The organism is Promicromonospora panici (genome assembly GCF_900608595.1).
Lineage (GTDB): Bacteria > Actinomycetota > Actinomycetes > Actinomycetales > Cellulomonadaceae > Promicromonospora > Promicromonospora panici.
The window spans coordinates 43,339-66,129 of the sequence record NZ_UWYY01000025.1 but is presented as its reverse complement, the minus strand read 5'-3'; the positions used below and the strand labels follow the sequence as shown (position 1 = coordinate 66,129).

The following is a 22,791-nucleotide window of genomic DNA, read 5'->3' as shown; positions in this document are numbered from 1 at the left end:
GGTGCGACCTCACTAGCGACATCGGCGTCACCTTCCTGGTCAGAGCACGGTTGGCTGCGTTGCCAGGCATCACCGTAGCGGCGGGCGAGGGCGTCGCCTACCCTCATTCAAGCCATTTCTATTGAGTTATTTCCTCGCGGTCACCGTGTCCGCCCAGGAGCCACGGAATCCGAGCGTGGTCCGCCAGCCCTCGGCCGTCTTGGTCAGCGTGCGAGTGGTGCCCTGGGTCGACACCGCCTGCATGGTCTTGATCTGCCCGCTCGAGTAGCGCGCGGTGACCTTGACCGACTTGACCCAGCTCAGCTGGAAGACGCTCTTCGCCTTCTTCTGCGTGAGCGTGCCCGTCCACGACGTGTTCGGGTTGCTGGGCGCTCGCGCCGAGTAGGGGTCCGCCACATGCCTCAGGTGGGACTGCGCGGCCGTGCCGAACGCGTCCTGGTTGTTGGCGGTACCCGAAGAGGTGCCACCGCGGCCCGACGACGCGAAGTACGGCGTCTCCGCGATGCCGTCCGACGCGTTGCGCACTATCGAGACCGTCGAGGCGCCGTCCTGGCGGGTGGTGTCGACCGCCGCGCGCCATGTCGCGCCCGCCTCGCCGCCCTCCTTCTTCCAGCCGGTGTAGTTCTGGCTGCTGGTGTCGTCGTAGAGGTGGCAGTCGCACGACGCCTTCAGGCCCTCGGTCTTGTCCAGGATGGCGTAGTTGCGGGCGACGATCGCCTGCGCCTGGAGCGCCGCGGCGCCGCCGTAGGCGCTCGTGCCCCACAGCGATGCCATCTCGTCGATGCCGTAGAGGTACTCGTCGTTGATGACCACCTGGTTGACCACGTTGGGCCGCGTGTTGGGGCTGGTGATGCGCAGGCGCCCGTGGCGGTAGGCACCCTGTGCCCCGGAGACCGTCACGGTGCCCGGAGTGCCCGCCCAGTAGTCGGTACCCGTCCACTCCATGTAGAGCGTGGGGCGGGCACCGATCGTCTGCACCACCGTGCCGTTCTCGGTGATCCTCGCGGTGACGCCCGCCGTCGTCCGGGCGATCGAGATCCTGCGCGCCGACGTGCCGGTCGCGAGCTGGGTTTCGCCGCCGTCGAGCAGGCGCCACGACCCGGCAGACAGGCCCAGGGTGGTGGTGGCCGGGTCGCCGTACCTCCCGAGCACCTGGACGTCGATCGACGTCCAGGGGTTGTTCGCGGTGCTCACCGTCGCGCCCGGGTAGTAGTAGCGCAGGATGTCGGACGCCGTGCTGCCGGTGCGCGCCATTTGGTAGGCCCCGTACTGCGACATGCCGACACCGTGGCCGTTGCCCGAGCCCGCGATGCTCCACGAGCCCGGCACCACGGTCACGGTCACGGTCGTGCTCGTCGCGCGGGTCGTCTTGAACCGGTACTTGGTCGTGACGCTGGGGTTCACCGACGTCGTCGCCTTGCCGGTGGAGCCCGTCGTCACGGACCGCACCCGGACCCACGATCCGCCACTGCGCTTCTGCAGCGAGACCCTGGCGTTCGGCCGGGCGACGCCGTTGTACTTGTAGACCACCGAGAGGGTCTTCGCGACGGAAGCGGTGGTCGTCGACGTGCCGGACGCGGTCAGCGTGTAGCCGGCCGCGGCGGCGGGAGCCGCGGTCAGGCCGACCACGAGGAACAGTGCCAGGACGGAAGCGACTGCGCGGCCCAGGAGTGCTCGGGATGCGACGCTGGTCAACGGGAACACATCGGGCACATTTCCATACGACGACGCCGGGCGGGGAGTCTTCCGAGGAAGTTCACCCGCCCGGCGTAAGGGTCGTGCGCCGAGGTCGTGGCTAGTCGAGGTAGTCGCGCAGCACCTGCGACCGCGAGGGGTGGCGCAGCTTCGACATCGTCTTGGACTCGATCTGGCGGATTCGCTCGCGCGTCACGCCGTAGACCTTGCCGATCTCGTCGAGCGTCTTGGGCTGGCCGTCCTGCAGGCCGAACCGCATGGAGACCACGCCGGCCTCGCGCTCCGAGAGTGTGTCGAGAACCTGGTGCAGCTGCTCCTGCAGGAGCGTGAACGACACCGCGTCGGCCGGCACGACGGCCTCGGAGTCCTCGATGAGGTCACCGAACTCGCTGTCGCCGTCCTCGCCGAGCGGGGTGCTCAGCGAGATGGGCTCGCGGCCGTACTTCTGGACCTCGACCACCTTCTCGGGGGTCATGTCCAGCTCCTTGGCCAGCTCCTCCGGCGTGGGCTCGCGGCCCAGGTCCTGGAGCATCTGGCGCTGCACACGGGCCAGCTTGTTGATGACCTCGACCATGTGCACCGGGATACGGATGGTGCGGGCCTGGTCGGCCATGGCGCGAGTGATCGCCTGGCGGATCCACCAGGTGGCGTACGTCGAGAACTTGTAGCCCTTGGTGTAGTCGAACTTCTCGACCGCACGGATCAGACCGAGGTTGCCCTCCTGGATCAGGTCCAGGAACAGCATGCCGCGGCCCGTGTAGCGCTTGGCCAGGGAGACCACGAGGCGGAGGTTCGCCTCCAGCAGGTGGTTCTTGGCGCGCTTGCCGTCGTGCGCGATCCACTTGAGGTCACGCTCGAACCGGCGCTGGTCCTTGTCGTCGCGGTTGAACTCCGTGGTGGCGAGGCGCTCCTCCGCGAACAGGCCGGCCTCGATGCGCTTCGCGAGCTCGACCTCCTGCTCCGCGTTCAGCAGCGCGACCTTGCCGATCTGCTTCAGGTAGTCCTTGACCGGGTCGGCGGTGGCGCCGGCGGTGACGACCTGCTGCGCGGGCTGGTCGTCGTCGTCCGTGTCGGAGACGACGAAACCGGAGTTCTCGTCGCCCTCCTTCGCGGCCTTGCCACCGCGCCCGCGGGTCGCCTTGGTGACGATCTCGGGACCGGCGTCGGTCTCTTCCTCGGGGTCCTCGACGGCGACGCCGTCGGGCTCGATGTTGTCGTACTTCGACTTGCCCCGGGCAGCGGGCTTCTTCGCGGCGGCCTTCGCCGCCGGCTTCTTCCGCGTGCTCGTGGCGTCCTCGTCGAGGTCGTCGACCTCGTTCAGATCGATGTCGTCCACCTCCTCGATCTCGTCGGCGTCCTTCGGCTTCGCCGTGGAGCGCGCCGGAGCCTTCTTGGCGGTCGAGGTCTTCGCGGCCGTCGAGCGAGTGCGGCGCGCGGGCTTCGCGGAAGCCTCGGCGTCGCCGTCCGCGGGCGCCTTCGCGGCGACCGCGGTGGAGCGGGTGGCAGCAGCAGCGGCCACCTTGGTCACGGTGGGCAGGCCGACCTGGACACCGGCGTTGGCCAGCGCACGCAGCACCGCCTTGAGCCGCTTGGCGTCACCGACCTCCGCGGTCTCGCATGCACGCCGGAAGTTCTCGGCGTCGACCGAGCCGTCGGCGGCGCCGCGAGCGAGGAGCTCCTGCAGGGCAGGATGCTCGAACTCACGGGGCAGGTTGTCGCGTGCAGGAACAGGAGCGATGTCCTGGAGGGCTTTCAGCGGAGTGGGCGCCACAAACCGACCTTTCGGCATTCGAGGGGGCGGTGTACCGCCGGCGGGGCCTTCACTGGACCTTCTTCTTCCGCCGGCGAACATATATATTGTACAGTCGGCATCCGTGTACACCGCGACGAACGCGGTGATACGGGCAAAGTCAGTTCGAAGTCACGTCGGGCGGGGCTGCCCCGCGGGTGTATCTGTTTTCGCGTGCCAAGAGTCAACGAACGAGGTGGCCCGACCATTCCCGGTCGCGGCAAGATGCCCGCGACCAAGCCAAGGAACAGGCTCGGAGCACGGCCCGGTCCCGGCCTGATCCGACGGCGGACCAGGCCCGGACGGCCACCCTCTCGGATCAGACCCTCTCGGATCAGACCCTCTCGGATCAGACCCTCTCGGATCAGACCTTGACGGCCAGCACCGGGCAGGGCGCCTCGACGAGGATCCGCTGAGCGCCCGCACCCAGGATCAGCTTGCCGACCGGGCTGCGCTTGCGCAGCCCGATGACGATCAGCCCCGCGCCCGTGCTGGTCGCGGTGCGGATCAGGTCCTCGGCGAGATCGCCGGTGCCCTGCTCGACCCGCACGTCCACCTCGGGGCCGAGCCGGCCGACCAGCTCGTCGGTCTCGGCCTGGCACTCCTCCAGCGGGCGCTTCCCGCTCGTGACGACGACCAGCGGGACCTTGCGCTCCCTGGCCTCGATGACAGCGGTACTGAGAGCCTCTTGGCCCTCGGGCGTGGCGAGGTGGCCGACGACGATCGTCATGTCCACCGACGCTACCCCACACCAGGCCCAGTTAGTGCCTCACACGGCGGCCGCGTCCTCCGGCTCCTGCCCGTCGTGGAAGGCGGCGCGGTCGCGCCGCACCCATCCGGGCGGGACTCCCCCGACGATCGCGCCACGCAGCAGCAGCGCCAGCCGGTAGTCCGGGTCCACCCCGAGTGCGTCCGACACCCGCTCGGCCGCCAGACCGCCGTCACCGTGCCACCACGCGATCAGGGCCAGCAGGAGGTACGCCGGGGCGCGCCGGTTGCGCGGCACGTGCGTGACCACCGCCTCCAGGACCGCGCGGGCCGGCCGGGTGATCTCCTCGTCCGGCGGGACGCCCTGCTCCGGGTCGACGATCCGGGCCATGACGGTCCCCGTGGCGGTGTCCGTGTCGCCGTCCATCTCGCGCCGCGCGGTCCGCAGCGCCGTCTCCTCGGTCCCTGGCGCCAGGCTGAGCAGCACGGCGTCCCGCACCGGCGTGTCCGCGAGCGCCGCGCCGATCTTGCCGAGGTCGACCGGCGAGAGCACCACGGGTTGGCCGGGGCCCGCGCCAGCCGCTCCGCGGACCGTTGTGCGCCATACGCCGAGGCTCTCGGCTCCCCACTCCGCCAGCGCCTGCTGGGCGCGCACGGCCTGCGCCGCTTCGACCGGAACGGCCTCTTCGACCGGCATCGCCTCTTCGACCGGCATCGCCTCTTCGACCGGCGCAGCCCTGTCGTCCGGCACCGCCACCCTGACCTGCACCGCCCGGTCGATGGGCGCGCAGCCGTCCGGGAACCGGGTCCCGTTCAGGAGCCGCCGGTGGGTGTCGCTCCAGCGCGCCGCCGCGCGCCGCGCCCGGGTGCGTGCCACCTCCGGTGCGGGCCGCAGCGCGTACCGCTCCTCGCGGGTCCGGGCCACGGTCCGGCCGTCCAGCACCATGTGGGCGGCGACCCGGCTGCTCTTGAGCGCGCCCAGGGGCCGGCCCCCGAGCGGGCAGCATGCGGGATCGGTGCAGTCGAGCGCCCGGAAGCCCGTGGGGGCGACGAGCCACACCTCGACCCCGGGCAGGCGCCGTTCGAGCCGTGCCCGCAGCACCTCCGCGGCCCGCCGCGGCGGTCCGTACGGCGCCGTCGCGTCGGAGGCCGTGTACAGCACCACCACGGCGCGGTCCGCGCCGTCGGCCACCACGTGGTCGGTGAGCCAGCGCGCGGTGGCCGCGCCGTCGGGCCCGTCCGGTTCGTCGGGCCGGCGCAGGCGGAGGTCGTCGATGTCGACGCGTGCCACGAGCCCGACGCGCTGGCGCGGCCCGGTCAGGCTCACCGCGACAACGGACTCCGCGGGCTCGAAGCCGAGCCGGTAGGGGATGTAGGCGAGCAGATCCTCGGGTCCGGCCACACGGACCACTGTGGCGTTCGGCAGCGCTGTCCGGCGGCCGAGGTTCTTGGAGGTGATGTCCTTGGGGTTCATGTCATCGATCCCAGCCGCCTGGCAGAGCACCTGCGCGCCCAGGCGGGCCGTGTGGACAACGGATCGCCTGTGGTTGACCTCCAAGCGGTGCGCTGTCCTCACGAGGGTCTCTCGGGCTACCGTGTCCGACGTGCCCCACCTCGCCTCCGGCCGCCGCACGGCAGCGCTCGCCGCCGCCGTCGGGCTGGCGCTCGCGACCGCGGGGTGCGGCGCGGGCACGGAGCCACCGGCGTCCGCCACCACCGCGGAGCGCACGCCGGAGCCGCGCACCGTCGCGTCGGACGGGCCCACCGAGCTGCCGACCTTCGACCCCTCGTCGGCGGTCGGCACGTACGCGCAGGGGTTCCCCGCCGACCTGTTCCCGCTGCCGAAGGGCGCAACCATCCTCGCCTCGTCGGCGCAGCCCGTGGCCGCGCCCAAGGATTCGAAGACCAAGAGCACCCCGATGACGCAGGTGACGCTCAACCTGGCGTCCGGTCTCTCGGCGAAGAAGGTCGTCGAGCAGGCCGAGTCGATACTGGTCGGCCAGGGCTTCAAGCAGATCGCGGCGCCGGACTCGAGCGGCCTGACCGAGCAGACCGCGTTCCTGCGGGTGACCCAGACCAAGGCGGGCGAGGTCCAGGAGTCGCTGGTCGTGGGCGTGCTCGACGACGGCGACCGGCGGCTCGCCTCGATCAGTGGCACCGTCCGCACCCCATAGGCTGGGGTCGTGTCCGTCTCACCCGCCCATACCGGTGCCTTGAACCCCGCAGCCCTCCTCGACGCCGAGAACCTTCGTGCCGACGTCGACGCGGCCGTGACCGCCCACCTCGGCCGGCTGGCCGCCGAGGTCAGTGCGATCAGCCCGAGCGCGGAGGCCATGGTCGGCGAGGCGGCGGGGCTGCTCAACGGCGGAAAGCGCCTGCGGGCCGCGTTCTGCTACTGGTCCTTCCGCGCGCACGGCGGCTCCCCGGATCGCCTGGACCCGGCCCGGGTCGCGACGGTTCGTGTGGGTGCGGCGCTCGAGCTCTTCCAGGCGGCGGCGCTGTTGCACGACGACGTGATGGACAACTCCGACACGCGCCGCGGGCGGCCCACGGCGCACCGCGCGTTCGCCGCCCGGCATGCCGAGGCGGGCTGGGCCGGCGAGCCGGCGCGGTTCGGTGACGCCGCCGCGATCCTGCTCGGCGACCTCGTCCTCCTGGCGGCGCAGCGGGAGCTGTCGGCGGCGCTCGCTCCGCTGCCGCCGGACGTCGCCGAGGCTGCCCGCGCCCGCTTCGACGCGATGCAGAGCGAGGTGGTCGTGGGCCAGTACCTCGACGTGCTGGTCCAGGCCGAGCCCTGGGGCGACGACCCGGCTTCCGACGAGGAGCGCGCCCGCAAGGTGCTGCGCGCCAAGTCCGCGAGCTATTCGGTGGCGGCGCCGCTCGCGCTGGGCGCGCTGCTGGCCGGGGCGGGCGCCGAGGCCGCCGCCGGGATCGAGGCGGCGGGCCAGCCCCTCGGCGAGGCGTTCCAGCTGCGGGACGACGTGCTCGGCGTGTTCGGCGACCCGGCGGTGACCGGCAAGCCCGCCGGCGACGACCTCCGCGAGGGCAAGCGCACGGTGGTCGTGGCACGCACGCTGGCGCTGCTGCCCGACGTCGACGGCCCCGAGGCCGCCGCCCTGACCACCGCGCTGGGCGACCCCGGCCTGTCCGACGAGGACGTGGCGCGCGTGCGCGAGGTGATCGTCCGCTCCGGGGCACTGGAGGCCGTCGAGCAGCTCATCGCCGACCTCGCCGTCCGGGCCCACGCGCTGCTGGACCTCGCCGACCTGAGCGAGCCCGGCCGGGGCGTGCTCACGGACCTGGCCCACGCCGCCGTTGACCGGGCCGCCTGAGCCCGGCGCTCACAGAGCCGCCCGCTGTGTCAGGTCAGCAGGGTCAGGTCAGCAGGGTCAGGTCACGACTGAGTCAGGTCACAGCGTCCAGATGGTGACCTTGCCGCCCGGCTTCAGGCGCTCGCCCGCCGCCGGCTCGGTCTCGACGACGCCGTCGGCCAACAGCTCGCCGAAGCCGCGCACCGCCACCGTGTAACCGGCCTCCTTGAGCACAGCCGTGGCGTCCTCGACGGACAGGCCGACGACGTCGGGCACGCTGCCCTCCGGGCCCTTGCTGACGAAGACGGTGACGGTGCTGCCCTGCGCGGCGCCCCTGCCACCGCCGGGCTGGGTCCGGATCACGGTGCCGGCCGGCGTCTCCTTGTTGAAGCGGTCCTCACGCGCCACCTTCAGCCCTTCGGCGCCCAGCGCGCCGATGGCGTCGTCGACCCCCAGGCCGGCGACGTCTGGCACAGTCACGGGCGGCGGCCCGTCGGACACGGTGAGCCGCACGTGCTCGTCCGTCGGGACCATGTCGCCGTCGCGCACCGAGGCCCAGATGACCTCACCGGCCACGGCGTCGTTCGTGTACTCGCGGGAGACCTCGACATCGCTCAGGCCCGCGTCCCTCAGAGCGGTGCGCGCGTCGCGCTCGCGCATGCCGACCAGGCCCGCCGGCACCTCTGCGAGCTCCTCCCCGAGCGAGACCACCAGGCGCACGGGGCGGTCGCGTTCCCAGCGCAGCCCCTCGGCCGGCTCCACCGAGATCACCTCGCCCTCGGGCACCTCGGAGTCGTGCTGCTTCACGCTCGACGGCGTGAACCCCGCCTCGGTCAGCACGTCCTCGGCCTCCTGCGCGGTGACGCCCACGACGCCGTCGGGCACCACCGCGTAGGCGCCGGGGCCTTGTTCCGTGTACCACCAGGCGCCGAGCAGGACCGCCACCACCGCGACCGCCAGCAGGATCCGCCCGCCGCGCCGTCGCCGCGCCGGTGCCGCCTCCGTCTGCACGGGAGGCGCGGGCGGCCGTTGGGCCGCCCACTGCCCGGCGGGCGGCCGCTCCACCACGGCGGTACGCGCTGCCTTCACTGCCGCCGCCGACGGCGGTGGCGCGGCCTTGGCAGGGATGTCCAGCACCTCGTTCGGGATCTGCCGGAACGTGTTACGCAGCGCGTCGAGGGCCACCGAGGCGTCGCGCGGGCGCTGGCCCGGGTCGCGCGCCGTCAGGGCGCGGACCAGCAGGTCCAGCGGGCGGCCCAGGTGGCCGGCGAACGCGCTGACGGGCGGCACGTCGCTGTTGACGTGCGCGAAGGCGACCTGGATGGGCCCCTCCCCCTGGTGCGGCAGACGGCCCGTGAACATCTCGAACGCGAGGATCCCCACCGCGTACACGTCGGCGCGCGCGTCGACGTGCCCGGTCGAGATGGTCTCGGGCGCCAGGTAGGCGACGGTGCCCAGCACGGTGCCCGTGGTCGTGTTCGACACCTCGGAGATCGCGCGGGCCAGGCCGAAGTCGGCCACCTTGGGGCGGCCGGTGCCCTCCTCCAGCAGCACGTTCTCGGGTTTGATGTCGCGGTGCACTATGCCCTTGGTGTGCGCGGCCGCCAGCGCGGACAGCACGACGTCCAGGATCGCGAACGTGCGGCGCAGCGTGAGGTCGCCGTCGCGGATCAGCTGGCGCAGGTTGGTACCCGGCACGTACTCCATGGTCAGGTAGCGCATGTCGCCGTCGGTGCCCTGGTCGTAGACGGCGACGACGCCGTGGTGCTGCAGGCCCGCCGCGGAGCGCGCCTCGCGCTCGAAACGCTGGCGGAAGCTGGCCGCCTGGTCGCCGTCGGCCAGGTGCGGATGCATCACTTTCAGGGCGATCTCGCGGTTCAAGCGCGTGTCCTGCGCGCGGTAGACCGTGGCCATCCCGCCCCGCGCCACGCGCGCGACGATCTCGTACCGCCCGTCGACCAGGCGGCCGATGAGAGAGTCTGCCGTCACCTGAGCCACGTTGGGAGTGTACGGGTGACCACCCACGCGCTGAATGAAACGCCCATAGTGGACCGCGGGCCGTTGCCGGATCGTTGCCGTGCGCCGGCCTCGCGCCCACGCCGTACGCTTTCTACCGTGACAGATCTCGACGCCCTCGTGGGCGAATGGCTGACCCTGCCCGACCTCGCCGAGACCCTCGACATCGAGGTCGGCAAGGCCCGCGGCCTCGTTCGCGACCGGTACGTGGTGGGCATCAAGCGCGGCCCCAACAAGGCCTTCCAGGTGCCCGCGAAGTTCGTGCTGCCGGAGGTCGACGGCCGCCCCGGCGTGATCCCGACCCTGCGCGGCACCGTGATCGTGCTGTCGGACGCCGGGTTCGCCGATGAGGAGATCCTCGAGTGGCTGTTCACGCCGAACGACGAGCTCGGCGAGCTGCCGGTGGACGCACTGATCAACGGCAAGCGCGCCGCGGTGCGCCGGGTGGCGCAGACGCAGCTCTGACGTTTGTTGTGAGCGCAATCGTTGCGACTACCTGCCCGGTTTGGGCGCAACGATCGCGCTCACAACGAAGCGGCTACTGGCGGAGCATCTCCGCCACCTGGAACGCCAGCTCCAGTGACTGCTGGTGGTTCAGGCGCGGGTCCACGAGGGTCTCGTAACGCAGGGCCAGACCGGCGTCGGAGATCTCCTCCGACCCGCCGAGCACCTCGGTGACGTCGTCGCCCGTGAGCTCCATGTGCAGGCCGCCCGGCACGGTGCCCAGCGCCCGGTGCACCTCGAAGAAACCGGCCACCTCGTCGAGCACGTCCGTGAGGCGGCGCGTCTTGTAGCCGCTGTCGGACGTGATCGTGTTGCCGTGCATCGGGTCCGTCACCCACGTGACGTTCGCGCCGGACCAGGTCACGGCCTCGACGATAGCCGGCAGGACGTCCCGGACCTGCCCGGCGCCCATGCGGGTGACGAACGTGAGCCGTCCGGGGACGTTCTCGGGGTTCAGCCGCTCGGTGAGCGCCAGGGCGTCGTGCGGCGTCGTCGTCGGGCCGAGCTTCACGCCGATCGGGTTGGCGATGCGGGCCATGAAGTCGACGTGCGCACCGTCGAGCTGGCGGGTGCGCTCCCCGATCCAGAGGAAGTGCGCGCTGGTGTCGTAGGCGCGGCCCGTGCGCTGGTCGGTGCGGGTCAGTGCGCGCTCGTAGTCGAGCACCAGGGCCTCGTGGCTCAGGAAGAACTCGACGGTGCGCAGGGCGTCGAAGTCGGCGCCGCACGCATGCATGAACCGGATGGCGCGGTCGATCTCGTCCGCCGTCTTCTCGTACCGCGCGTAGGCGGGGTTGCGCATGAAGCCGCGGTTCCACTCGTGCACCTGCCGCAGGTCGGCGAAGCCGCCCTGCGTGAAGGCTCGCACCACGTTCGCCGTCGCCGACGAGATCCGGTAGGCCTGCTCCAGCCGCTCCGGGTCGGGGATACGGTCCTGCGGCGTGAACGGGAAGCCGTTGATCATGTCGCCGCGGTAGGCGGGCAGCGTGACGCCGTCGCGCGTCTCCGTGTCGCTGGAGCGCGGTTTGGCGTACTGGCCCGCCATGCGGCCCATCTTCACCACGGGCGTGCTGGCGCCGTGCGTCAGCACCACCGCCATCTGCAGGATGGTGCGGACCTTGTTGCGGATGCGGTCGGCGTTCGCCTCGGCGAACGTCTCCGCGCAGTCCCCGCCCTGGAGCAGGAACGCCTCACCCCGGCCGGCGGCGGCCAGCCGCTCGGTCAGGGTGTCGGCCTGTGCGGGCACCACGATCGGCGTCGCCTGGGCCAGCCGGCCGGTCGCCGCCGCGAGCGCGTCGGCGTCCGGCCAGGTCGGCTGCTGCCGCGCCTCGAGCGTGCGGTAGTGGTCCAGGCCCGCCGGACCCGCCGATCGCTCGGGGCCCGCCGACCGCTCGGCCGGATCGGTGACGGTACTCATCGGCGTGCCTGGTGCACCGGCCGGTGTGGTGCCCGCACGGTGGTCAGTGCTCCGCCAGAGCGGCCGGCACGAGGGGCTGGCCGATGTCCGCGAGGAGCTCGCCGAACCACTCCTGCGAGACGTCGAACGCCTTGCCGCCGGCGATCCGCGGGAACGCGATCGCCTTGAGGCGGTCGCCGTCCTCCTCGTCGTGGCCGATGACGCCGGACTCGCCGCGCAGCGCGCACTCCACCGCGTAGTCGGTCATCGACTTGATCAGGCGCAGGTCGTCGCTGTTCGCGGCCGCGGCGCGCGAGTAGTAGCCCGACTTCTGCACCATCGTCTTCTCCGCACCCAGCTTCTCCGCGAACTGCTTCGCGAACCACTGGCCCGGGTTGATCGTGTCGAGCTTCACGTGCCCGAACGGGTCGCGCTCGACCGTCTCGCCGGCAGCCTCGAGCTGGGCCACGATCTCGTGCATGCCCGCGCCCTCCGACAGGAAGATGTTGACGTTGCCGATCTCGTCCATGACGCCGCGCAGGCGCTTGGCCTCGGCCTCGAGATCGATCTCCAGCTCGGGCAGGAACACCGCGTGCACGTCCCAGCGCTCGCGGGACAGGCCGAGGGCCGGAGCCCACTCCTGCTCGTCGAGCCACTCGCGGTACTTCCCGGCGGTCGCGGCGGTCAGCCAGCCGCAGTGCCGGCCCATGACCTCGTGCACGATGAGCATGCGCGGGCCCACGCGGTTCTCGCCGATGACGTTGGCCGCGAACTTCGCGCCCTCCTCGGCGGCGGTCCACGCGCCGAGCGACTGCTTGATCGGCACCACGTCGTTGTCGATCGTCTTCGGCAGGCCTACCACGGTGAGCTCGTAGCCGTTCTCGTGCAGGTAGGCCGCGAGATCGGCGGCCGTCGTGTTGGTGTCGTCACCGCCGATCGTGTGCAGGACGTCCACGCCGTCGGCCTTCAGCTGCTCGGCGGCCACGTGCAGCGGGTCCTGGCCTTCCTTGACCAGGCCGCGCTTGACCGCGTCCTTGACGTTGGTCAGCTTCACGCGGGAGTTGCCGATCGGCGAGCCGCCGAACCGGTGCAGGATCGGGGCCTGCTTGCGAGCGTCCTCGTCGATCTCGATCTTGTTGCCGGTCAGCAGGCCGTGGTAGCCGTGCAGGTAGGCAATGATCTCGATCTCGGGGTCGAGCTCGGTGTAACGCTCGATCAGGCCGCCAACCGAGGACGACAGGCAGGGCGCGAAGCCGCCGGCGGTCAGCAGGGCCACACGACGAACAGCCATCGGAGGAGCACCTCTCATCAGGGAAATTTCTGGGGCGCCATGGCCGGCGATCGCCCGCGCGGCACCCTTCGTCGTCATCCTACTGACGCCTGGCACCCCCGCCCGGCACGTCCGGTGAATGAGCACCCTGCCGGACGGCGTCCGCCAGCACCCCGGCACGCCGAACCGCAAGTTGCGCGTGGCACCACCGGCGCCGAACCGCAGGTTGCGGGTCGATGCGAGCGCCGATCGACACGCAACTTTCGGGTCGACGCTGGCGGTGACGTGCACGGTGCGGTTCCACGCCGACGGGTGTGACGCGCAACTTGCGTCTCGACTCCGGTCGGTGGCTCGTGAGAGAATTCTCTTGAGTCTCCCGGTGCCTAGTGGCCCGGGAGACTTTTCGTTATGACGAACTCCCTGCTGACCAACGGCTCCCCGCCCGCACGCCTCACCATCCGCCCGACGGCGCCCGCCGACCACCCGGTCCTGGAGCGGCTCTGGCTCCTGTTCCGGCATGACATGTCCGAGGTCTCGGGAGCCCTGCCCGACCCGAGCGGCCAGTTCCGGCGTGAACGGCTCGACGCCGCGTTCACCGACCCGGCCTGGCGCGGGCTGCTCGCCCACCTGGAGCCCGCCGACGGCGCCCCGGCGTCGCCGGTCGGGTTCGCGCTGGTGCGAGGGCTCGACGGCCCGACCCGCGTGCTCAGCTCGTTCTTCGTGGTGCGCGGGGCGCGCCGGACCGGCGTCGGCCGACAGCTCGCGGCGCAGGTCCTGGCGAGCTTCCCGGGGCGCTGGGAGATCGCGTTCCAGGACGCCAACCAGCCGGCCGTGCACTTCTGGCGGGCGGTGGCGACCGACGCCGTCGGGCAGGCGTGGACCGAGGAGCACCGGGCCGTGCCGGGCCGCCCCGAACTACCGCCGGACACCTGGATCGCCCTCACGACGAGGTAGGGCACGACTGGCGCGGCCGTCGGGACTTCGGTCGGATGCACCGGCCCCGAGATGAGATCGGTCACTGCGCTTCGCATGCAACCGACCGAAGTCGGAACCCGCTGACCGACCAGGCCAGCCGGTCAGGCCCGTCAGCCGATCAGGTGCAGGCTGTCCTTGTTCTTGTCCGCATACAACCGCTCGACGTCCTGGTCGAAGTCCTTCAGGAACACCGCGCGCTTCACGCTCTGCTTCGGCGTGAGGTACCCGTTCTCGATGGTCAGGTCGGTCGGCAGCACGGTGTACTTGCGGATCGACTCGGCCTTCGAGACCGCCTTGTTGGCGCGCTGCACGGCGGCGTCCAGCGCGGCGAGGACGTCGGGGTCCTTCCTGGCCTCGTCGACGGACATGGCGGGCTTGCCGTGCATCTTCAGCCAGCCCGGCAGGCCCTCCTCGTCGAGCGTGACGAGCGCCCCGATGTACGGCTTGGCGTCCCCGACCACCACGCACTGGCTGACCAGGGCGTGCGCCCGGATCCGGTCCTCGAGCAGCGAGGGTGCCACGTTCTTGCCCCCCGCGGTGACGATGATCTCCTTCTTGCGGCCGGTGATCATGAGGAACCCGTCGTCGTCCAGAACGCCCAGGTCGCCGGTGCGGAACCAGCCGTCCTCGGTGAACGACTCCGCGGTGGCGGCTTCGTTGTTGTGGTACCCCCGGAAGATGTTCGAGCCCTTGAGGAGGATCTCGCCGTCCGCCGCGACCTTGACGGCGCAGCCCGGCAGCGGCGGGCCGACCGTGCCGATCTTCGTCGCCGTCGGGCGGGTCACGGTTGCCGGCGCCGTGGACTCCGTGAGGCCGTAGCCCTCAAGCACCGTGAGGCCCAGGCCACGGTAGAAGTGGCCGAGGCGCTCGCCCAGCGGGCCGCCGCCCGAGACCGCGAACTCCGCCTGACCACCCAGCTTGGCCCGCAGCTTCGAGAACACCAGCGCGCTGGCGACCGCGTGCTGCAGCTTCAGGCCGAGGCTCGGGCCCGACGGCGTGTCCAGCGCCCGCGACCACGCGATGCCCGTCGCCGTGGCCCAATGGAAGATCTTCGACTTGCCGCCGGCCGCCGCCGTCTGCTCAGCCGTGTTGTAGACCTTCTCGAACACCCGCGGCACCGCGAGGATGAACGTCGGCTTGAACTCGCCCAGGCCGTCGACCAGCGTCTTGGTGTCACCCCAGTGCCCGGTGACCACACCGCCCGCCACCGCGAGCACGTGGACGTAGCGCGCAAACACGTGCGCCATGGGGATGAACAGGAGGGTGCGTCCGCCCTCCTTGGCGAACACCTCCGGCACGGCCTCGACCGCGTTCACGGCGAGCGACGCGAAGTTGCGGTGGGTCAGCTCGGCGCCCTTCGGGCGGCCCGTGGTACCCGACGTGTAGATGATCGTGGCGAGGTCGTCGAGGTCGTCGAGGCCCCGGCGGCGGGCGATCTCGGCATCGGGCACGTCGGTGCCTTCGGCCACCACCGCGTCCAGCGCGCCGTCGTCGATGACGAGCACGTCGGTCACGTGCGGGCAGGCTGCGCGCACCTCCGCGACCGTGTCGGCGTTGGCAGCGGTCTCGGTGAAGACCAGCTTCACGTCGGCGTCCGACAGGATCCACTCGACCTGCTCGGCCGAGGAGGTCTCGTAGACCGGGACCGGGACGGCGCCGGCGGCCCAGGCCGCGAAGTCCAGCACCGCCCACTCGTACCGCGTGCGGCACATGATGCCGACCCTGTCCCCGGGCTCGATCCCGCGGGCGACGAGGCCCTTCGCCACGGCGACCACCTCGGCGTCGAACTGGCCGGCCGTGACGACCCGCCAGGGCTCACCCTTACCGGTGGGAACCTCCATCATCGGCTTGTCGGCACCGGCGCCGACACGCTCCGCGAGAACATCGTTGAGATTGGAGGTGGGGGGTAGCTCGATAAGAATCGGGCTGAAGATCTCGTCCATTCTGACTCCAGTGGCAGTACTGACCGTGCCTGCAAAGATACCGGGAAACGGACGCCGCGTGTTGCACCTCGAGCGGTCGCTACCCTGGTTGTGCGCACCTACTCGGTGCAACCTCCTTTTCGACGGCCCGCAGGACCGTCGTGCAACGAGAGAACGTGAGGACGAATGCACGCCATCGGGGTCGACATCGGCGGCACGAAGATCGCTGTGGGAGTCGTCGACGAGGAGGGCAAGATCCTCGCCCAGGTGCGCCGGGAGACCGACGCCGACGACGTCGCGCACATCGACAGAGCGATCGCCGACGCCTGCAACGAGCTGGTCAAGGAGCACGAGGTGGGCGCGATCGGGCTCGCCGCCGCCGGCTTCGTCAGTCCGGACCGGACCTCCGTGAACTTCGCCCCCAACATCGCCTGGCGGGAGTACCCGCTGGCCGCGAAGGTCGCCGAGCTGGTGGACGCCGACCTCCCCATCGTGGTGGAGAACGACGCGAACGCCGCCGGCTGGGCCGAGTTCCGGTTCGGCGCGGGCCGGGACGCCACGGACATGCTGATGCTGACCATCGGCACCGGTCTTGGCGGCGCCGTGATCTCCGAGCGGGAGCTCGTGCGCGGCAAGTGGGGCATGGCCGCGGAGGTCGGGCACATGCGAGTGGTTCCGGAAGGGCACTACTGCGGCTGCGGGCACGAGGGCTGCTGGGAGCAGTACGCCTCGGGCAGCGCGCTCGAGCGCGACGCGCAGCACGCCGCCGTCGCGCGTGTGGACCAGGCCGCCCGGCTGCTGGAGCTGGCCGGCGGCGACCCTGAGGAGATCCGGGGCAAGATGGTGACCGAGGCCGCCCAGGAAGGCGATCCGCTGTCGGTCGAGCTGCTCGCGACCCTCGGGCGCTGGATCGGCGAGGGCTCGGCGTCGGTGGCGGCCCTTCTCGACCCGGAGCTGATCGTCATCGGCGGCGGCGTCGGGGCGGCGGGCGACCTGCTGCTCGGCCCGGTGCGCCGGGGATTCGAGGCCCAGCTGTCCGCGATGGGGCACCGTCCCGTGGCGAAGATCGAGCTGGCCGAGCACGGCAACGAGGCCGGCATAGTGGGCGCGGCGGACCTCGCCCGCCGCTGAGACCAGACCCGAGCGCCGAAGTAGAACCAGGGCGAAGTAGAACCAGGGCGAAGTAGAACCAGGGCGAAGTAGAACCAGGGCGAAGTAGAACCGTGGCGAGATCGAACCGCAACCTTCGCTGCGGTTCGATCTCGCCGCAGTCCTATCTCGCCACGGTTCTACTTCGGCGGTCAGACGACGGCGCCAGGGCCGTCGTCGTCCGGGTCCCGCTGGTGCGGCATACGCCAGATCAGCACGGCCAGTCCCGCCACGAACAGGCCGAGGCCGATCTGCCCGACCAGCGGCGGGATCGACAGCGCCGGCACGGCCGCCGAGACGACGACCCCGACCACCGCCAGCACGGGAACTCCCACGACGAAGCTCCAGGCCATGGTGAGCAGCGGGTCGCGGGACAGCAGCGGCGGCGGCTCCGGTGGCGTGAAGTGGGACTCCTCCTCCTCGAGCGCCTCGGCCTCGGGCGACAGCGGCCAGTCTCGCGGGCCCGTCGGCATGATCACGCGCGACTCGGTCTCCGGCTCGTCGGCAGCGGGGTCGGCAGCGGGGTCCGAGGGCCGGCCGGAGGCACGCTCCGAGGCGGGGTCGGCGGCGGCGCTCTCGTCATCGGGCCGCGAAGTCTGAGAGGATTCGGCAGGCTTCGCGGGATCGCCGGCCCGGTCGTCAGCCCGGGAGACGTCGATGTCGCCGAGCGTGGCGACGATGTCGGCCCAGCGCGAGGCCACGTCGTCGTCGCCCAGCTCTCGTGGGGTGTCGCCGGGCACGTCGTCGTCGCGGTCGTCGGTGTTCGATGCGGCCATGGGCACACTCTATTGTCGTCGGGGGGCCCACGGGGCCGGGTCTTGAGGAGGAATTTTGTTCTACTGGGTGATGCGGAACCTGCTGGTGGGCCCGTGGCTGCGCCTGGCGTACCAGCCGTGGGTCATCGGTGCCCGCAACGTGCCGCGCACGGGCCCGGCGATCGTGGCCAGCAACCACCTCGCGGTGATCGACTCGTTCATCCTGCCGCTCGTGATCCCGCGCCGGGTGACCTTCCTCGGCAAGTCCGACTACTTCACGGGCAAGGGCCTCAAGGGCAAGATCGTCGCCTGGTTCATGACGGGCATCGGCGTCATCCCCGTGGACCGCTCCGGCGGAGCCGCCAGCGAGGCGGCGCTGCGCACCGGCCTGCGGGTGCTGCGCGAGGGCAGCCTGTTCGGCATCTACCCCGAGGGCACCCGCAGCCCCGACGGCCGCCTGTACAAGGCGAAGACGGGCGTGGCCCGGATGGCGCTCGAGTCAGGCGCCCCGGTGATCCCCGTCGCCATGGTCGACACCGACGTCGCGCAGCCGCCCGGGAAGGGCCTGCCCACCTTCATGCCGCTCGGCGCGGTGATCGGCGAGCCCCTCGACTTCAGCCGGTACAAGGGCATGGAGACCGACAAGTTCGTGCTGCGCGCAGTCGCCGACGAGATCGAGTACGCGATCCTCGCGCTGTCCGGCCAGGAGTACGTCGACGCGTACGCGGCCAGCGCGAAGGAGCGCACGGCGCGCGGCGAGCCCCCCATCCCCGCGGCGGAGGAGGGCCCGGGCGGCCTCCCGCTCCCGGAGGTGGAGAAGCCCCACCGCCCGAAGCGCTGACCCGCCCAGAGATCTTGGTTGTGAGCGCGACCGTTGCGACTTCGTGTCCGATTGAGGCGCAACGATCCCACAACTAAGAGGGGTCAGGTGGGCGGGGTGGCCGTCGAGGAGCGCTCCACCAGGGTGGTGGCCAGCTCCGTGCGGAGAGTGTGGCCGCTGGCGGTGCGCGCCCGGTGCACGAGGTCGACGGCGGTGGCGCCCATCTCCGCCAGCGGCTGCCGCACGGTGGTGAGCGCCGGGTCGATCCACGGGGCGATGGGCAGGTCGTCGAAGCCGACGAGCGAGACGTCGCGGGGCACCACGAGCCCGGCCTCGCGCAGCGCCCGCAGGGCACCGAGCGCCGTGTCGTCGCTGCTGGCGAAGATGGCGGTGGGCGGATCGTCCAGGGCCATCAGGCGCTGGGCCCCCTCGTAGCCGGAGGTCACTCCGTAGGCGCCGACGTACACGAGCTCGTCGTCGGTGGGCGCCCCCGCCCGGATCATGGCGGCGCGGTAGCCCGCGAGCCGGGCGATGGCGTTGTCCTGCTCGAGCGCCCCGGTGATGGTGGCGATGCGGCGGTGGCCGAGCGACAGGAGGTGCGCGGTGGCCTCCAGCCCGCCCTGGAAGTTGGTCGCCCCCACGCTGAGCATCCCCTCGGGCGGCCGCTGCCGCGGGTCGACGACGACGAGCGGCGTGCCGGTCTTCTCCAGCGCGCGGCGCGCCTCGGCGTCGGGCACCGCGACGATGCTGACCAGGCCGTCGGTGCCGCGCTCCAGCGCGTGCCGCACCCAGGAGCTGCAGTCGTCCGGATCGGGCTCGACCGCGAGGACGACGTCCAGGCCGAACCGCCGCGCGCCGGCGACGGCACCCCGCACCACGGCCTCCGACCAGGTGCCCTCGAAGTCGACGATGCGCACGTCGATCATCCCGGTGGGCTTGGCCGACGGCGGCCGGACGACAAAACCGTGCCGTTCGAGCACCTCGGTGACCCGGGCGCGGGTGGCGCCGGCGACGTCGGGCCGCGTGTTCAGGACCTTGGAGACCGTGGGGACCGAGACGCCTGCCTCCGCCGCGACCACGGCGAGCGGGATGCGGGGCTGGTCCTGCGTCATGGGTCCTCCGTCAGGTTCTCGCGGGATGAGTTCCGAGATCAGTTTCCGAAATCAGGAGCGTAGCCGATCCCACCGCATACGCCGGAATCGCGGCGGCACCAGGTCCCAGCGGCCATTGACAGGCACTGCAGCCACGTCTAACCTCCCCCGGGTCTTTCCGAGACCAGGCTTCGAAATTTCGGAACAGCTGGTCAGCACGGATCAAGAAGCACGGAACAAGCACGGATCAACAAAGGAGTGATCGTGAACAGGACACCTCGCCTCGTCGCAGCGGCGACGGCGTCGACCCTCACGCTGGCCCTCGCCCTCACCGGGTGCGGCCGCAGCGACGAGGCCGGCACCACGGCAGAAGGCTCCGGCGGCAGCACGAACAGCATCCCGGACGGCCCCGCGACCGGCACCATCGAGGTCTGGGCGATGGGCACGGAGGGTGAGCTGCTGCCCGAGCTCGCGGAGCAGTTCGAGGCCGACAACCCCGACGTCACGGTGAACGTCACGCCGGTCCCGTGGGAGTCGTCCACCGAGAAGATCAACACGGCGATCGCCACCGGCGAGGTGCCCGACGTCATGCAGGTGGGCACCACGCTCGTGAGCGGGTTCGTGGAGCTCGGCGGCCTCGCGCCCACCCCTCAGGAGATCGACTCCGCGGCCTTCTTCCCGGGCGCCTGGGACACCACGGTGGTCGACGGGACCTCCTACGGCGTGCCCTGGTACGTGGAGACGCGCGTCCTGTACTACCGCAAGGACCTCGCGGACAAGGAGGGCCTGGCGGCCCCGAAGACCTGGGCCGACCTGACCGCCTTCGCGGCCGGGCTGCAGGACGCCGGTGCCGAGCACGGCATCGCGCTGCAGACACGCGGCAACTCGACGGCCCTCATGTACCTGCCGTTCTACTGGCAGGCCGGCGGCGAGATCATGGATGCCGCCGGCGATTTCACCCTCGACAACGACGCCCAGGTCAAGGCGCTGGAGTACTACTCGTCGTTCATGCGCGACGGGCTCGCGCCGCCGGTGCTCGTCGAAGACGAGAAGGTGCAGAACTTCATCGACGCCGATCTCGGCTCGTTCGTGTCGGGCCCCTGGGAGCGCGCGAACCTGCTGACGACGGCGGGCGACGACTTCGCGGACAAGTTCGGCGTGGCCCCGCTGCCCGAGGACGAGGCGACCGGGTCGTTCATCGGCGGCTCCAACCTCGCCGTCCTTGCCGACGCCGAGAACCCCGACGCCGCCTGGAAGTTCGTCCAGTTCACCACCGACCCGGCCACCCAGGTCGACTGGTTCGGGATCTCCAGCGACCTGCCCGCGGTCCAGACCTCCTGGGACGACCCGGCGCTGGCCGACGACGAGGCGGTCGCCGTCTACCAGGACGTGCTCGAGACCGCGCGCTCGACCCCGGCGATCCCGACGTGGGCCGAGATCGAGCACGAGCTCGACCTGGTCATCGAGCAGGTCATCGCCGGTGACCTCAGCCCCGAGGACGCGGCGAAGCAGATGCAGGACGCCGCGACCTCCATCGGGACGGGTCTGGACTGACCCGTGACCGTCTCCACAGCGCCCGTCCCCTCTGCGCCCGTCCCCTCTGCGCCCGTTCCTTCTGCGGCGGCCCCGATGCGGCGTAGTTCCGCACGCCGCCGCCGCACGGGCCTCACCGCCTGGGGCTTCGCGCTGCCGTTCACCGCGCTGTTCGCCGTCTTCATGCTGCTGCCGGTCGTGTCGTCGCTGTACATGGCGTTCACCGACATGCGGGGCGCCGACCTCCGGACAACGTGGGCCGTGAACTTCGTGGGGTTCGACAACTTCGTCGAGGTCCTCGCGGACCCGAAGTTCCAGCAGGCCGCCGGCAACACGATCTACTTCGTGGGCGTGGCCATGCCGCTGACCCTCGGGATCGCGCTGCTGCTGGCGGTGCTGCTGAACTCGGGCCTGGTGTGGTTCCGGTCGGTGTTCCGCGTCGGCTTCTACGCTCCCGTGGTGACGTCGATCGTCGCGGTGGCGGTCGTGTGGCGGTTCCTGCTGCAGCCCGACTTCGGGCTCGTGAACTCCGCGCTCGGCGTCGTCGGCATCGACGGGCCGCGCTGGCTCACCGACGAGGCCTGGGCCATGCCGTCACTCATCGTGATGGCCACCTGGCGCAACGTCGGGTACTTGATGGTCATCCTGCTGGCCGGCCTGCAGGGCATCCCCCGCGACGTGTACGAGGCGTCCGCCATCGACGGCGCGGGCCCCGTGCGGCAGTTCCGGTCCATCACGGTCCCTCTGCTGCGGCCAACGCTGCTGTTCTGCGCGGTCATCACCGGCATCGGCTACCTGCAGTTCTTCGAGGAACCGTTCGTCATGACGCAGGGCGGGCCGCTCGGCGCCACCAACTCGGTGGCCTACGAGATCTTCAACCAGTTCGGGTTCGGCAACTACGGCCTGTCGGCGGCGATGAGCTACGTGCTGTTCGTCGCCATCGTGATCCTGTCCTACCTCCAGTTCCGCCTGCTCAGGACGGAGAAGTGATGACGTCGCCGGCGACCGACCGCGCCACCGACGCGCCCCGCGTGCGCCGCTTCACCCCGCGCGCGGTCCTCCTCAACGTCGCGCTCCTGATCGGCCTCGCGGCCTCGATCGGGCCACTCGTATGGATGGTCCTCTCGTCGGTCAAGCCCGAGGGCGAGATCCGGCAGTTCCCGCCCACCCTGATCCCCGACCAGGTGACCTGGGCGAACTACACCGAGCTGTTCGCCACGCTGAGCTTCCCGCGCTACTTCCTCAACTCGGTGGTCGTCGCGCTGTTCGTGACCGTCGGGTCGGTCCTGTTCAGCGCCATGGTCGGCTACGCGCTCGCGAAGCTCGACTTCCCGGGCAAACGGATGCTGTTCGCCCTGGTCATGGGCACGCTCATGGTCCCGGGCATGGTCACGTTCGTGCCCCTGTTCGTGCTGGTGGCCAACCTGGACCTGATCAACACCTACGCGGCGCTGATCCTCCCGTTCCTGGCGGCGCCGTTCGGAGTGTTCCTGATGCGGCAGTTCATGCTCGACGTCCCGGACGAGCTGCTCGACGCCGCACGCGTCGACGGCGCGGGCGAGTTCCGCACGTTCTTCCGCATCGTGCTGCCGCAGGCCAGGCCAGCGCTGGCGACGCTCGGCATCCTCACGTTCCTCGGGTCCTGGAACAACTTCCTGTGGCCCCTGGTCGCCGTGCAGTCCGCCGACAGGTACACGCTGCCCGTGGCACTCGCCCTCTACTCGACCGGCCAGAACACCGTGCAGTACGGCCTGCTGGTCGCGGGCGCGACGGTCATCGTGCTGCCCATCCTCATCGTCTTCCTCGTCCTGCAGCGGCACATCGTGCAGGGCATCTCGACCACCGGACTCAAGTAGGAGC

General features: G+C 71.1%; 19 protein-coding genes. 9 read left to right on the top strand and 10 right to left on the bottom strand.

Annotation, left to right across the window (positions count from 1 at the left end; translation table 11 throughout):
• Positions 1 to 126: 126 nt before the first annotated feature.
• From EW117_RS24865 to EW117_RS24850, 4 genes are all read right to left on the bottom strand, one after another.
• Positions 127 to 1,695 (bottom strand): SpoIID/LytB domain-containing protein, encoded by a 1,569-nt coding sequence (locus tag EW117_RS24865; RefSeq protein WP_129789421.1) that lies wholly within the window; start codon positions 1,693 to 1,695, stop codon positions 127 to 129.
• 100 nt (positions 1,696 to 1,795) lie between these two features.
• On the bottom strand, positions 1,796 to 3,484 hold the full coding sequence (locus EW117_RS30345) for an RNA polymerase sigma factor (protein ID WP_242504541.1): 1,689 nt from the start codon (positions 3,482 to 3,484) through the stop codon (positions 1,796 to 1,798).
• 364 nt (positions 3,485 to 3,848) lie between these two features.
• Positions 3,849 to 4,214, bottom strand: coding sequence for a universal stress protein (locus tag EW117_RS24855; RefSeq protein WP_129789420.1), 366 nt, complete (start codon positions 4,212 to 4,214; stop codon positions 3,849 to 3,851).
• Between the two features lie 39 nt (positions 4,215 to 4,253).
• On the bottom strand, positions 4,254 to 5,666 hold the full coding sequence (locus tag EW117_RS24850; protein ID WP_129789419.1) for a DUF4192 domain-containing protein: 1,413 nt from the start codon (positions 5,664 to 5,666) through the stop codon (positions 4,254 to 4,256).
• Between the two features lie 130 nt (positions 5,667 to 5,796).
• Between EW117_RS24850 and EW117_RS24845 the strand changes: the two genes are divergently transcribed.
• Both EW117_RS24845 and EW117_RS24840 read left to right on the top strand, forming a co-directional pair.
• Complete coding sequence (locus EW117_RS24845; protein WP_129789418.1) at positions 5,797 to 6,366, top strand: hypothetical protein; 570 nt, start codon at positions 5,797 to 5,799, stop codon at positions 6,364 to 6,366.
• Between the two features lie 9 nt (positions 6,367 to 6,375).
• A complete protein-coding gene (locus EW117_RS24840) occupies positions 6,376 to 7,524 on the top strand; it encodes a polyprenyl synthetase family protein (RefSeq protein WP_129789417.1) in 1,149 nt (382 codons plus the stop codon).
• A gap of 78 nt (positions 7,525 to 7,602) precedes the next feature.
• Here EW117_RS24840 and pknB read toward each other — a convergent pair whose 3' ends face one another.
• Complete coding sequence (pknB, locus tag EW117_RS24835; protein ID WP_165362856.1) at positions 7,603 to 9,501, bottom strand: Stk1 family PASTA domain-containing Ser/Thr kinase; 1,899 nt, start codon at positions 9,499 to 9,501, stop codon at positions 7,603 to 7,605.
• Positions 9,502 to 9,618: 117 nt separating this feature from the next.
• Between pknB and EW117_RS29550 the strand changes: the two genes are divergently transcribed.
• Complete coding sequence (locus tag EW117_RS29550) at positions 9,619 to 9,984, top strand: Rv2175c family DNA-binding protein (RefSeq protein ID WP_242504540.1); 366 nt, start codon at positions 9,619 to 9,621, stop codon at positions 9,982 to 9,984.
• Between the two features lie 73 nt (positions 9,985 to 10,057).
• On the opposite strand, the gene EW117_RS24830 is transcribed toward EW117_RS29550, so the two are convergent.
• Positions 10,058 to 11,437: a class II 3-deoxy-7-phosphoheptulonate synthase gene (locus tag EW117_RS24830; protein WP_129789415.1), complete on the bottom strand. Its 1,380-nt coding sequence runs from the start codon at positions 11,435 to 11,437 to the stop codon at positions 10,058 to 10,060.
• Between the two features lie 43 nt (positions 11,438 to 11,480).
• Entirely contained in the window at positions 11,481 to 12,707 is a 1,227-nt protein-coding gene (locus EW117_RS24825; protein WP_129789414.1) for a pyrophosphate--fructose-6-phosphate 1-phosphotransferase, read from the bottom strand.
• A gap of 387 nt (positions 12,708 to 13,094) precedes the next feature.
• On the opposite strand from EW117_RS24825, the gene EW117_RS24820 reads away from it, so the two are divergent.
• Positions 13,095 to 13,640 carry a GNAT family N-acetyltransferase gene (locus tag EW117_RS24820; RefSeq protein WP_129789413.1) on the top strand — a complete coding sequence of 182 codons (546 nt, stop codon included), beginning with the start codon at positions 13,095 to 13,097 and terminating at the stop codon, positions 13,638 to 13,640.
• A gap of 131 nt (positions 13,641 to 13,771) precedes the next feature.
• Here EW117_RS24820 and EW117_RS24815 read toward each other — a convergent pair whose 3' ends face one another.
• Entirely contained in the window at positions 13,772 to 15,604 is a 1,833-nt protein-coding gene (locus EW117_RS24815; RefSeq protein WP_129789412.1) for an AMP-dependent synthetase/ligase, read from the bottom strand.
• A 165-nt stretch (positions 15,605 to 15,769) separates the two neighbouring features.
• Between EW117_RS24815 and EW117_RS24810 the strand changes: the two genes are divergently transcribed.
• Positions 15,770 to 16,714 (top strand): ROK family glucokinase, encoded by a 945-nt coding sequence (locus tag EW117_RS24810; protein WP_129789411.1) that lies wholly within the window; start codon positions 15,770 to 15,772, stop codon positions 16,712 to 16,714.
• 170 nt (positions 16,715 to 16,884) lie between these two features.
• On the opposite strand, the gene EW117_RS24805 is transcribed toward EW117_RS24810, so the two are convergent.
• Entirely contained in the window at positions 16,885 to 17,508 is a 624-nt protein-coding gene (locus EW117_RS24805) for a hypothetical protein (protein ID WP_129789410.1), read from the bottom strand.
• 55 nt (positions 17,509 to 17,563) lie between these two features.
• Between EW117_RS24805 and EW117_RS24800 the strand changes: the two genes are divergently transcribed.
• Complete coding sequence (locus EW117_RS24800) at positions 17,564 to 18,328, top strand: lysophospholipid acyltransferase family protein (protein ID WP_129789409.1); 765 nt, start codon at positions 17,564 to 17,566, stop codon at positions 18,326 to 18,328.
• Positions 18,329 to 18,411: 83 nt separating this feature from the next.
• Here EW117_RS24800 and EW117_RS24795 read toward each other — a convergent pair whose 3' ends face one another.
• On the bottom strand, positions 18,412 to 19,419 hold the full coding sequence (locus EW117_RS24795) for a LacI family DNA-binding transcriptional regulator (RefSeq protein ID WP_129789408.1): 1,008 nt from the start codon (positions 19,417 to 19,419) through the stop codon (positions 18,412 to 18,414).
• 243 nt (positions 19,420 to 19,662) lie between these two features.
• Here EW117_RS24795 and EW117_RS24790 point away from each other — a divergent pair, with 243 nt between their 5' ends.
• The 3 genes from EW117_RS24790 (at position 19,663) to EW117_RS24780 (ending at position 22,787) form a co-directional block, all read left to right on the top strand.
• Positions 19,663 to 20,952, top strand: coding sequence for an extracellular solute-binding protein (locus tag EW117_RS24790; RefSeq protein WP_242504538.1), 1,290 nt, complete (start codon positions 19,663 to 19,665; stop codon positions 20,950 to 20,952).
• 75 nt (positions 20,953 to 21,027) lie between these two features.
• The gene (locus EW117_RS24785) at positions 21,028 to 21,921 is read left to right on the top strand and encodes a carbohydrate ABC transporter permease (RefSeq protein WP_129789406.1); all 894 of its coding nucleotides are present in this window, start codon (positions 21,028 to 21,030) and stop codon (positions 21,919 to 21,921) included.
• A complete protein-coding gene (locus EW117_RS24780; protein WP_129789405.1) occupies positions 21,921 to 22,787 on the top strand; it encodes a carbohydrate ABC transporter permease in 867 nt (288 codons plus the stop codon). The genes EW117_RS24785 and EW117_RS24780 overlap by 1 nt, the downstream gene beginning before the upstream one ends.
• Positions 22,788 to 22,791 lie beyond the last annotated feature (4 nt).